The 11,710-nt window shown below is 68.9% G+C and carries 10 protein-coding genes; 7 read left to right on the forward strand and 3 right to left on the reverse strand.

Annotated elements, in window-relative coordinates:
- Positions 1–101 precede the first annotated feature (101 nt).
- From AB6732_RS15945 to AB6732_RS15955, 3 genes are all read left to right on the forward strand, one after another.
- Complete coding sequence (locus tag AB6732_RS15945) at positions 102–590, forward strand: metallopeptidase family protein (protein WP_370960865.1); 489 nt, start codon at positions 102–104, stop codon at positions 588–590.
- A gap of 156 nt (positions 591–746) precedes the next feature.
- The gene (locus AB6732_RS15950; protein WP_370960866.1) at positions 747–1,667 is read left to right on the forward strand and encodes a cation diffusion facilitator family transporter; all 921 of its coding nucleotides are present in this window, start codon (positions 747–749) and stop codon (positions 1,665–1,667) included.
- Between the two features lie 193 nt (positions 1,668–1,860).
- Positions 1,861–3,369 (forward strand): NlpC/P60 family protein, encoded by a 1,509-nt coding sequence (locus AB6732_RS15955; RefSeq protein WP_370960867.1) that lies wholly within the window; start codon positions 1,861–1,863, stop codon positions 3,367–3,369.
- 127 nt (positions 3,370–3,496) lie between these two features.
- Here AB6732_RS15955 and AB6732_RS15960 read toward each other — a convergent pair whose 3' ends face one another.
- Complete coding sequence (locus tag AB6732_RS15960) at positions 3,497–4,510, reverse strand: universal stress protein (RefSeq protein WP_370960868.1); 1,014 nt, start codon at positions 4,508–4,510, stop codon at positions 3,497–3,499.
- A gap of 466 nt (positions 4,511–4,976) precedes the next feature.
- Between AB6732_RS15960 and AB6732_RS15965 the strand changes: the two genes are divergently transcribed.
- Complete coding sequence (locus AB6732_RS15965; RefSeq protein WP_370960869.1) at positions 4,977–5,657, forward strand: FAD-binding protein; 681 nt, start codon at positions 4,977–4,979, stop codon at positions 5,655–5,657.
- 130 nt (positions 5,658–5,787) lie between these two features.
- The gene (locus tag AB6732_RS15970) at positions 5,788–6,873 is read left to right on the forward strand and encodes a hypothetical protein (RefSeq protein WP_370960870.1); all 1,086 of its coding nucleotides are present in this window, start codon (positions 5,788–5,790) and stop codon (positions 6,871–6,873) included.
- Positions 6,874–6,974: 101 nt separating this feature from the next.
- On the opposite strand, the gene AB6732_RS15975 is transcribed toward AB6732_RS15970, so the two are convergent.
- Complete coding sequence (locus tag AB6732_RS15975) at positions 6,975–7,616, reverse strand: copper resistance protein CopC (RefSeq protein WP_370960871.1); 642 nt, start codon at positions 7,614–7,616, stop codon at positions 6,975–6,977.
- A gap of 142 nt (positions 7,617–7,758) precedes the next feature.
- On the opposite strand from AB6732_RS15975, the gene AB6732_RS15980 reads away from it, so the two are divergent.
- Positions 7,759–9,201, forward strand: coding sequence for an NCS2 family permease (locus AB6732_RS15980; RefSeq protein ID WP_370960872.1), 1,443 nt, complete (start codon positions 7,759–7,761; stop codon positions 9,199–9,201).
- A 160-nt stretch (positions 9,202–9,361) separates the two neighbouring features.
- Positions 9,362–10,582, forward strand: a complete 1,221-nt coding sequence (locus AB6732_RS15985; protein WP_370960873.1) for an MFS transporter — start codon at positions 9,362–9,364, stop codon at positions 10,580–10,582.
- 89 nt (positions 10,583–10,671) lie between these two features.
- Here AB6732_RS15985 and AB6732_RS15990 read toward each other — a convergent pair whose 3' ends face one another.
- A complete protein-coding gene (locus AB6732_RS15990; RefSeq protein ID WP_370960874.1) occupies positions 10,672–11,700 on the reverse strand; it encodes a zinc-binding dehydrogenase in 1,029 nt (342 codons plus the stop codon).
- Positions 11,701–11,710: the final 10 nt, after the last annotated feature.

The following is an 11,710-nucleotide window of genomic DNA, read 5'->3' on the forward strand; positions in this document are numbered from 1 at the left end:
TCCTCGCGAAGTGGACCAGTAAAACTTTAGAGCATGGTCCGGGAATTTCCAAAATGCGGGCCGGCGCCCCGGACCCGGCACGGACGGCTACCGTGGAAGGCATGGACAGCAGACCGGAGCCGGCCTCCTCGCGACCACTCCCCCGCGGCCTGCCCATCCGCATCTGGCCACCCGGGCCGCGGTGCACGCTGCGCGGTGAACCCGGTTTTGAACACCTCGAGCGCACGGAGGCCGCGACGCTCAGCCTCGATGAGTTCCAGGCCATCGCACTTCAGGCTCTCGAGGACCTCCCACCCGAGATATCCCGGCACATGGACAACGTCATGCTCTTCATCGAGGACGACGGCGTGGACCCGGCGACCGGCGAACCCCTGCTCGGCCTCTATGAGGGCACTCCCCTCACGGAAAGGGGCGAGGGCTGGGCCGCAGGTTCCCTCCCCGACCGCATCTCGCTCTACCGGCGCCCCATCCTCGAGATCTGCGCCAGCCGTTCGGAGGTCTTATTCGAGATCCAGGTGACCGTGATCCACGAGATCGCCCACCACTTCGGCGTGGACGACGCCCGCCTCCACGAGCTCGGCTGGGGCTGAACCGGCTGGCGTCGGGCACCTGGCACAGCGCCTCACGCGCACCCTCCGCGACCGCCTCCCGAAGCCCTCCCGGACCCCTCAAAATCCGCGCCAGCACTGCGAATGAGTCGCATTCCGGACATGCATTCCGGGCCGTCCGAAGCTAGCCTGAACAGCATGGGCCACAACCACGATCACACTCAGGGAATGACGGGCACCGGCAAGCACCGGAAGCGCCTCATCATCGTCCTCTGCATCACGCTCAGCGTCGTCGTCATCCAGGTGGCCGGCGCGGCCCTCTCCGGCTCGCTGGCTCTGCTGGCCGACGCCGGTCACATGCTCTCGGACGCGGCCGGGGTGTTCATCGCCCTGCTCGCGTCCTGGATCGCCACCCGCCCGGCCACGGATCAGCGAACCTACGGCTATCAGCGCGCCGAGATCCTGGCAGCTCTGGCCAATGCCCTGATTCTGATCGTGATCGCGGTCATCATCGCCCTCGAAGCCTTCCGCCGCTTCGGTGAGACACCGGAGATCCGGACGGACACCATGCTGATCGCCGCGATCATCGGCGCGGTGGCCAACGGCGTCTCGCTCCTGATTCTGCGGGGCGGGCAGGAGGAGAGCCTGAACCTGCGCGGCGCCTATCTCGAAGTTCTGGGCGACCTGCTCGGCTCCCTGGCCGTCATCGCGGCGGCGCTCGTCATCATGTTCACAGGATTCACCGCGGCCGACCCCATCGCCTCGATCCTGATCGCCGCCATGATCCTGCCGAGGGCCTGGAGCCTGCTCAAGGATGTGGTGGATGTGCTGCTGGAGGCTACACCGAAGGGCGTCGACGTCGGCATGATCCGCGAGCACATCCTCGCCGTGGACGGCGTGCAGTCAGTCCACGACATCCACATCTGGACCATCACCTCCGGCGTCCCGGTGTTCTCCGCCCATGTCGTGGTCGATGACCATGCCCTCAGCCCCGAATCCGCCGACAGGATCCTGGACCGCATGCAGCGCTGCCTCGGCTCGCACTTCGACACCGAGCACTGCACCTTCCAGCTGGAACCTGCGTCTCATCAGGCTCACGAGGCGCACCAGCACGCCTGAGAACCCGGGATTCCGGGCCGCGGATGAAGCGGCGCCCGACGGCGGGATTTCGCGCGACACGCCGTGCGACCAGCGGTGAAATGACAGCGATGTTGTTTATGTTGATGGTGGGACCAATGTTGCCAATGTTACTTTTGAGGCCGTACTCTCGGTAGGGCTGGGTGTTCTCCCAGCGGTCTCGAGGCAGGTGTACATGGCAGTGGCGAAGCGCAGGAAATACGCAGCGATCCTTTACTCCTCCGCCCTGAGCGCGAGCGTCCTGCTCGGCTCCGGCGGCATTCCCGGCGCCATGGCCGCGCCCCTCCCGGCGTCGCCGGTCACCGTTCCGGCCGACCAGTCCGACACCATTCCGAGCGAATCGGAGATCGCCGCTGCGAAGAAGGACGAGAGCAGCGCGAAGGCGACCCAGGCTCGCCTGGAAGGCCTCATCGGCACTCTCGCGGACCGCCAGTCCAGCGCCATCACCGCCAGCATGCGGGCCAACGACTCCTACACCAACGCCCTGCTGACCCTCAAGACCAAGCAGGATGCCGCCGCAGCTGCCAAGGCCAAGGCCGCCGCCGCCAAGGACCAGGCGGCCAAGAGCCGCAAGGATCTCGGCACCCTGGCCAGCTCCATCTACAAGACCGGCGGCGTGAACCCTGCCGTGGAAGGCGTGCTCAACGGGGACGGCGGGGACCTCCTCAGCCGCGCCACGACCCTCGACGCCATCAGCCAGAAACAGAGCGAGACGTTCAACCGAGCCATCTCTTCCGGTCAGGCGAATTCGGCGCTGTCCGCCGACGCGACCGCCGCGCAGAAGGCCGCCGACGACGCCGCACGTGACGCAGATCAGGCCCGCGCCACCGCGGAGTCCGCGCAGGCTTCGGCCACGCAGGCCCTTCAGAGCGCGTCCAAGGACCGCGAGAAGGTCATCGCCCAGCTTGCTTCGCTCCGCAACACCACGGTGGCCCTGGAGACGCAGCGTGTTCAGGGCCTCGAGCAGCAGCGCGCCGCGGCGGCACTGAAGGCCCTCCAGGAACGCGCCGCTCAGCAGCCGGTCCCGTCCCCGCAGCCACCGGCGCAGGGTGGGAACTCGGGCGGGAACTCAGGCGGCACCACCGATAGCGGCTCCAACGGCGGCGGTCAGCCGTCGCAGCCTCAGCCACCGGTCGTGCAGCCTCCCGTGGTCCAGCCGCCCGCGCCCCAGCCACCCGTCGTCACCCCGCCGGCGCCCCGTCCGCCGGTGGTCCAGCCGCCCGCGCCGCAGCCTCCGGCGCCCCAGCCGCCGGCTCCTCAACCGCCTGCTCCGAAGCCTCCCGTCGTCACCCCGCCGGCGCCGTCGCCCGGCGGTGGCGCGGCCCAGACCGCGATCAACTTCGCGATGTCCAAGGTCGGCGGCCCGTACGTCTGGGGCGGCAACGGCCCGGTGGGCTACGACTGCTCCGGTCTGACGAGTGCAGCCTTCGCCGCCGCGGGCGTCTACATGCCGCGCACGGCAACGGATCAGTATTTCTCGGCTCCGCGCTACATCCCCATGGGTCAGTGGCAGCCCGGCGACCTCATCTTCTGGGGTGACGGCGGATCGTTCTACCACGTGGGGATCTACATCGGCGGCGGCCAGGTGGTCAACGCCCTGAACCCGGGTTCCGGCATCACCGTGTCGCGCATCGACTGGATGATCGGCATGCAGCTCTGGCCGACCGCAGCCCGGTACTGGTGATCGGCTCCGGCGCAATCTGACCGGCGTCCGCTCTTAGCGGTGATGACGAAGGCCCGGCCTTTCCGTGGAGATCCACGGAAAGGCCGGGCCTTCGTCCTGCCTGCGGTGTTCTAGAAACCTGCAGCCGTCAGCCGCCCAGCACCGGACCGAAGCTGGCGCGATCGGCGAGCCGCGGGTCCTCTCTGTCCGGCACCACCATGACCGGTCCCTGTGCATGGTGCAGGACGCCATCCGACGTCGAGCCCAGCAGCATGCCGGCGAATCCGCCACGGCCGCGCGTGCCCACCACCACGAGCTCCGAATCCCGGCTGGCGTCCACGAGAACCTCCACGGGTGAGCCGTCCACCAGGCGGGTGGTGATCTCGAGTTCCGGGAAGTGGCTCTTGAGCCAGAGGACGCCGGCGTCGAGCTGGGCCTGGATGTCCGCGAAGATCGCCTCCCGGTCCATCGCCGCCGGGACCCAGGCCAGGCTGCCGCTGTACTGCGGCACGGCGCACAGGATCTGCAGTTCGACGCCGAGCCGCTGGGCCTGTGCCGCGGCTTCCAGCACGGCGACCCGGGCCTGATCGGAACCGTCCGCGCCGACGACGACGCGGGGCTTCACGGGTTCCAGGGGATTCTTGGCGAGTTCGGCCTTCAGGTGTTTGTCCGTCACGTCCTGCCCGAAGCGGCCGGCGCAGATCATGGGCACCACGACCGTGGGGCAGCTCGCGTGCGCGGGCAGGGCTGAACTCACCGAGCCGAGCAGGCGTCCGACGAAGCCTCCCCGTCCTCGGCTGCCGACCACGAGCAGATCCGCCTCGCGCCCGAGTTCCAGCAGCACGCCCGAGGCGTCGCCGTTCTCCACGGAAGCGTCGACGTCGATGTCGAAGTCCTTGATGCGATCCAGCGCATCCTTCAGAACGCTCTCCGCACCCTGCCGGATGACGGAGTCGTCGACGGCGGCGTACCCGCCGTCCAGGCCCGAGGCCGCGTAGATGGGGACCGAGTAGGCGGTGATCAGATGGAGGGTGGTCCTGCGTCGCTCCGCCTCGCGTGCGGCCCAGCTCAGAGCGCATTGCCCATGCTCGGACCCGTCCACTCCCACGATCACTCCGCCGTGGATTCCCTGCGGTGCTGTCTCCGGCGTATCCGTGCTCACGACTCTCGCCTCCTCATCCCCTGTGGGCGGCCTGCGGAGACGGTCCCTGCAGCTCTCCTACCACCCACGCTGGCTTATGTCCCACTATTGCCGTTTGTGCTGGTCGTTTCAAGAAACACCGACGCCGGAGGGCTTTCCGCCGCTTGTCGTAGGGTCCGCCCGACGGGGCCAGAAACGTCCGCTGAACCGCCGATCCGCGGGCACCGCCCGCAGTGCTCAGGAAACCCATCCACCGAGACAGAAACGGGTCATCCGGTACCGTTCACCGATTGCTTCACATCAGCCTTCCGGCGCCCTGTTCAGGTGCCCCCGAGGGGAGTATTCTCAGTTGCACAGTGGGAGGGGACCCATGGTGAATCGCGACGATTCCCTGGGTCTTTTCTGCGCGCTGACCGTTCCGGCATGACCGGAACTCCCCCGCCTGTGCGTGATGCCGGGCAGCCATGCCGCACCGAAGGAGGATGGAATGCCACGCAGCGCCAGCAGAGTGCCCGGCGGGCCTCCGGAAGGCGTCGTCACCGTCACCGATGTGGTGGTCGTGGGGACGGGGATGGGCGGGCTGGCGGTCGCGACGCAGTTGCACCGCAAGGGCATGGCGGTCGTGGTCATCGATGGCCTGAACCAGGGTGACCCGGTGGCGGCAGGAGCCTTGCGGCACGCCACCACCGAAGAACTCGAACGCGTCGCCATCGGCGATCCGGCGTCCCACCGCGAGCGCCGGGACATCCTGCGCCAGCTGCACGGCTACGCCAAGAGCCACCAGCTGGACATCCGCCGGGGTGTGGTCGCCGGCGCACTGAACCCGGCGGTTCCGGCACAGGAATTCTCTCCGGCGCAGGGCCGGCGGCGGGCGTCCACCACTGGGGGTGACGCGGCCGGCCGGCGCTGGGCTCTTCCGACTCCGGACGGCCTGATCCTCTGCGACTCCGTCGTGATCACGGGGGTCTCCGGCCGGCGTCGTGTGCGGCAGTTCCTCAAGGCCGTCGGCCAGGAGACCAGCGACAACATGGCCACGGCCCTCCGCCACGTGGGCATCTACCTGGTGGGAGTGGGGCAGCAGGTCTCGGCCGGACACCGGGAAGTGCTCCACCAGGCGCGCCTGGTGGGCAATGCGATCGCGGGCGGCGCCCAGCGCGTTCCTGCCTGAACCGCAGCGATCCGGGCGGGGCCGCGACTGTCCACAGGGCTCATAAGTTCCTGTACACATAGCGCTGATCCCCTATCGAAAGGCTATCGTCTTTAGATAAGCTGGCGGGGACTAGCACCAGGAGACGCTCATGACACACCCCGCCCCTCCGGCACGCCAACGCTCACGCACCGCCACGATCGCCCTCGGCCTCTCGATCACCATGCTCGTGGCCGCGGCTGTGCTGGGCGGGATCTTCATCATCCTGGGTGACCAGGCCAATGTCGCCGGGCGCGCATGGCTCACCCTCCTCCTGGTCGGGCTGTTCGCCGGCGCGGTGGTGCTGGACGGCAGTATGCCCGAGGGCCGCAACCGCTGGTATCTGGCCGTCTCGACCATTCTGAACGTCGTGCTCCTGGCGATCGGTCTCCTCAAGATCTGGAACGGCTGGCTCCAGCCGGCGGACACCGCCAGCGCCGCGGTGTGGACGGGCCAGATCGCCCGGTTCGTGTCCATGATCCTGCTCGTGCGGGTGGCTCTGCTGCTCACCCAGCTCTACGTCCCCCGCTTCATCACGGGCGCGAGCAAGACCGGTGTGCGGATCTCCTCGATGGCCACCCTCGTGTTCGCGTGGCTGACCGTCTTGGAACTCGTCCTCCCGTCAGCCTTCCCGGCGATGGACTGGCCCTCCTGGTGGTGGCGCACGGCGGGCGCGACCTCGTTGATCGCCATCGTCGGCCTGGTCATCCCGCTGGTGCTCCGGGCGTTCGAGCCGAAGCCGCCCGCGGACCAGCTTCCTCCGCAGGACTACGCCCAGCAGCAGTGGACCCAGGCTCCTCAGTGGAACGGCTATGCGCAGCAGCCTCAGCAGGGCCAGCCGCCGGCGTACTCGCAGCAATGGCAGCAGGAGTACCCGCAGCAGTATGCGCAGCCCGGGTATCCGCAGAACGCTTACCCACAGGCGGGCTACCCGCAGCCGGGCTACGCCCAGGAGGCCTATCCGCAGCAGCCGCAGGCACAGCAGCAGGCGTACCCTCAGTCGGAGCAGCAGGGCCCGTACGGACAGTCACAGGCCCAGGGGTGGCAGCAACCCTCTGAAACCCCGCACACGGCGCCGCAGACGGCCCCGGAGGCCCCGCAGCAGGAGCCAGTTCAGCCGCAGGAACCATTCCAGCAGCAGGCGCCTCAGCCGCAGCAGGCTCCGGAGACCGAGCCCCGACCGGAGCAGCAGCCGTAGCTTCCCGACGAAGCCCCTGCCGATGAGTCCGCCCGCCCTAAAGGGCGGCGCGGCTCAGGGGCGGGTCAGGTTGGTGGAGCTGATCGTGCCGGATCGGACCGTCAGGAGTCCTCGGATCCGCCGCTGAGTTTCCGGCGCGCCAGCACACCCACGACCACCAGCAGGACCACCGCCACGGCGCCGAACACCACGATCATGACCGGGAACGGCTCGCCCTCAGCCTGTTGCTGCGGGGCCTCGGACTTGGTCTGGAGCGGCTCGGCCGTGGAGGCGCCGGGGGCGGTCGCGGCGGAACCGGTGGTCACGACGTAGGAGAACGTCCACTCTTGAGGGTGGGAATCCGCGGAGACTACGCGCGCGACCACCGTGTATGTGCCTTTGGGCGCGCCATCCTTCAGCTTCTGAGAAACGACACTATCCACAATGTCAGGATCTCCATCGGCCCAGTCGGTGCCTGAGGAATCTTTGACCACGACCTTCGTGCCGATAGCGATCGGGTTATCAGTGAACGTGAGAGTCACTTTGGCGGGAGGCACGGCGAGCTTCTCTCCCTTGGACGGGCTACTTCCTACCCAGCTGTCGTGAGCCGAGGCGGGTGCGGCGAACCCCAGCGTCAGCAGCGCCGCCCCCAACAGCGCGACGACGGCGAGCCCGGCCCGGCGGACCACCTCTCCCCAGGCGGCAGGTGAGAGGGTCCGCGCCGGGGTGGCCGTCGCCGTCGTGAACTGGGGCTGGCTGGGCATGAAGAGTCTCCTGAAGGGGCGTGGTCCGGGCGGCCGAAACGCCGCAGATTCCTACACCACCCTATTCCGCTTTTCAAGTGTTGCCCTGGGGGGAATATGATTTTCTCGGAAATCCCCAGCAAATTCCCTGGAAGGCACCCCCATGTTCAAAGCCGGTTCCGCACTGGACCGCTACTTCAAGATCTCCGAGCGTGGCTCCAGCTACTCCCGCGAGATCCGCGGCGGCTTCGCCACCTTCTTCGCCATGAGTTACATCGTGGTCCTCAACCCCCTCATCCTGTCCGGCAAGGACGCCAACGGCGACATCCTGGGCTTCACCAGCGTCGCCGCCGTCACGGCCTTCGTGGCGGGTGTCCTGACGATCCTCATGGGCACCTGGGCCAAGCACCCCTTCGCCCTCGCCACCGGCCTGGGCGTGAACGCCTTCGTGGCGGTCACCATCGCCACCACCCCGGGCCTGGCCTGGCCCGACGTCATGGGTCTGGTCCTGCTCTCCGGTCTGACCATGATGGTGCTGGTGCTCACCGGCTTCCGGACCGCCGTGTTCAAGGCCGTCCCGGAAGGGCTCAAGACGGCGATCGTGGTGGGCATCGGCCTCTTCATCGCCCTGATCGGCCTGGTCAACGCCGGATTCGTGCGCCGCATCCCCGACGTCGCCGGCACGACCGTGCCCGTGGGTCTGGGCTTCGACGGCAAGCTGCTCGGCTGGCCCACCCTGGTGTTCGTCTTCGGTCTTCTGCTGACCGTCGTGCTGCTGGTCCGCAAGGTCAAGGGCGCGATCCTGATCGGCATCATCGCGTCCACCGTGCTGTCCGTGATCCTCGAGTACACCCTGCACATCGGCCCGAGCTTCGACGGCAAGAACCATAATCCCGCCGGATGGTCCCTCGTGGCACCGCACTTCACCGAGTGGGGCCTGCCGGATCTCTCCCTGATCGGCAAGGCCAACCCTGTCGGCGCCTTCCAGCACATGGGCGCCATCGCCGCGCTGCTGATGGCCTTCGTGATTCTCCTGTCCATCTTCTTCGACGCCATGGGCACCATGGTCGGCCTGGCCAATGAGGCCGGGAATGTCGATGAGAACGGCGAGATCCCGAACGTGGACCGCGTCCTGATCGTGGACGCCTTCGGCGCCATCGCCGGCGGCGGTTCCTCGGTGTCCTCGAACCAGATCTTCGTGGAGTCCGGCGCCGGCATCGCCGAGGGCGCCCGGACCGGCTTCGCCTCGATCGTCACGGGTCTTCTGCTGCTGGCCTCGATGTTCCTGACGCCGCTGATCAACCTGGTGCCGTTCGAGGCCGTGGCCCCCGCGCTCGTGGTGGTCGGCTTCATGATGGTCTCCCAGGTGTCCCGGATCGACTGGAGCGACTGGGGCATCGCGATCCCGGCCTTCCTGACGTTCACACTCATGCCGTTCACCTACTCGATCGCGAACGGCCTGGGCGCCGGTTTCATCGCCTACGTGGTGCTGCGTTCCGCGCAGGGCCGCGCCAAGGAGGTCCACCCGCTCCTCTGGGTGGTCGCCGCCGCCTTCGTGCTGTTCTTCGGCATCGGCGTGATCGAGCAGGTCCTCGGGGTCAAGTAGGCCCCGCGCCTCCCCTCTTCCCCACGCGAGCCGCCATTAGATGCCCCTATCCGCCACGGATTCGGGCATCTACTGGCGGCTCGCGTGGGGAAGAGGGCTTGCGGCATTCGGAGGTCCCTCGACAGGGCATGGCTCGCAGCGGGCGTAGGGTGGAAAAGCCATGACAGTAGCCGAACAGCCCTTCAACTTCCGGTCCGTCGCACTCTCCGTCTATCTCCCGACGATCCTGTTCTCCACAGGTGAGGGCGCCGTGCTGCCCATGATCCCCGTCATGGCGCATGCGCTGGGCGCGTCCCTTCCGTTCGCCGGCGTGATCGCCGCGATGGTGGTGGTCGGCGAGCTCCTCGGGGACATCCCGGCGGGCTGGTTCGTGGCGAGGTTCGGGGAGCGCACCTCGATGATCGGCGCGGCCGGGCTCGCCTTGACCGGCATCGCCCTCAGTCTGCTCGCGACGGCGCCGTGGACGCTCATGATCGGCGTGCTGCTGATCGGACTCGCCACGTCCGTGTTCGCCCTGGCTCGGCACGCCTTCATGACGACCCGCGTTCCGCTGCGGTACCGGGCCAGAGCCCTCTCCGCGCTGGGTGGCATCTTCCGGGCCGGCTGGTTCATCGGCCCGCTCATCGCCGCGGCCGTCATCGCGGGCACCGGCACCCCGCAGGCCGCCTTCTGGATCTTCGCGATCGGGTGCGCGGCCGCCGTCGTCGCGCTGCTGGTGCTGCCGGACCCGGAGAAGCAGGTCGGCCCGCCGCCGTCCGTCGCCGAAGCGGCGCCACGGCCGGGCCTCTTCCGCACGATCCACGCGAACCGGGCCATCCTGGTCCGGATGGGCTCCGGCGTGGCACTCGTGGGCGCGACCCGCGCCGCACGGATCACCCTCCTGCCCCTGTGGGCGCTCAGCATCGGCATGAGCGAGGCCCACACCGCGTTGGTCATCGGCCTGGCCGGAGGCCTGGAGTTCGCCCTCTTCTACACGAGCGGCCAGCTCATGGACCGGCGGGGCCGGCTGTGGAGTGTCATGCCGTGCATGGTCGGACTGGGCATCGGCTTCCTGGCGCTGGCCTTCCTCCACGACGTCCCCGGCCGCGAGGCGTGGTTCACTGCGGTCGCCTTCGTGCTGGGCGTCGCGAACGGGATGGGCAGCGGGATCGTCATGACGCTGGGCGCGGACCTCGCGCCGAAGGACAATCCGGCCGCGTTCCTGGGCGCCTGGCGGTTCTCCAGCGACGCCGGCCAGGCCGCATCGCCGCTGCTGATCGCTGCACTCGCCACGGTCTCGCTGTCGCTGGCGAGCGGCGTGATCGGGGTCCTCGCGCTCGTGGGCGCCGGAGTACTCGCCCGCTACATCCCCCGCTACATTCCGCACCGACCGCGCCGCTGAGGCCGACGGCGCTGGCCTCGGCCGCTCGCGAAACGCCAGTAGGTGCCCGTATCCACGTCGGATACGGGCACCTACTGGCGTTTCGGGGGTCAGAAGGCGAGCAGCACCTTGGACGAGACCGAGGCGTCCGCCGCCGTGGCGAAGCCCTCCAGCGCGTCGGCCGCCGGAACCACGTGGGTCACGATCCCGTCCGTGCGGAGGCTGCCGTCTCCGAGTGCCTCCAGGACCGCGTCGAACTCGCCGGCGAAGCGGAACGACCCGGTCAGCGTGAGCTCCCGAGTGATCGCCGTCGCCATGGGCACCTCGATGTTCCCCGCGCGCTGCAGGCCGAGCATCACGACGGTCCCGCCCCGCACGGCCGCGGAGATGGCCGCGGAGAGGCCGGGCACCGTGCCGCTGGACTCGATCACGACGTCGGCGTGCAGCTGGGTGATCGCCTCGGCGTCCCGAGCGTCCAGGGTCCGCGCCCCGTGCTGTTCCGCGATGGCCCGCGGGACGTCGAACAGGTCCGTCGCGATGACCTCGGAGGCGCCATGGTGGAATGCGGCGGCGATCACGAGCTGCCCGATGGGGCCGGCCCCGATCACGGCCACCCGCTTCCCACGGACGTCGCCGGCCCGCTCCAGACCGTGCCAGGCCACTGCGGCGGGTTCGGCCAGGGCCGCCACCTCGAGCGACAGTCCGTCCGGGATGGTGTGCAGCATGCGGGCCGGCAGGGCGACGCGTCGCGCGAAGGCGCCCTGCGTGTGCGGGAGGTGCATGGCCGAGCCGAGGTAGGTGGAGGCGGGGGCGAGGTTCGGGCGGTCCTCCGGGTAGGGGGTGACGCCGTCGCCGTGCGGGGTCAGAGGGTGAGCGGCCACGCGGGTTCCGGCTGTCGGGCCCGAACCGTCTGCCGCGGCCTGCACCACCGTCCCGGACACCTCGTGGCCCAGGATCATGGGTTCACGCAGGATCGACGCCCCGGCCGCGCCGTGCTTCCAGTAGTGCAGATCGGATCCGCAGACGCCACCGAAGGCGATCTCGACCACGGCCTCGTCCGCCGCGGGCACGGGCTCCGGCAGCGCCTCGATGCGCAGGTCCTCGGCGGCGTGGGCCACCACTCCCAGGTTCTCAGTCATTTTCTTTCCA

This window comes from Arthrobacter sp. RCC_34, assembly GCF_041360795.1.
Classification (GTDB): Bacteria; Actinomycetota; Actinomycetes; order Actinomycetales; family Micrococcaceae; genus Arthrobacter_E.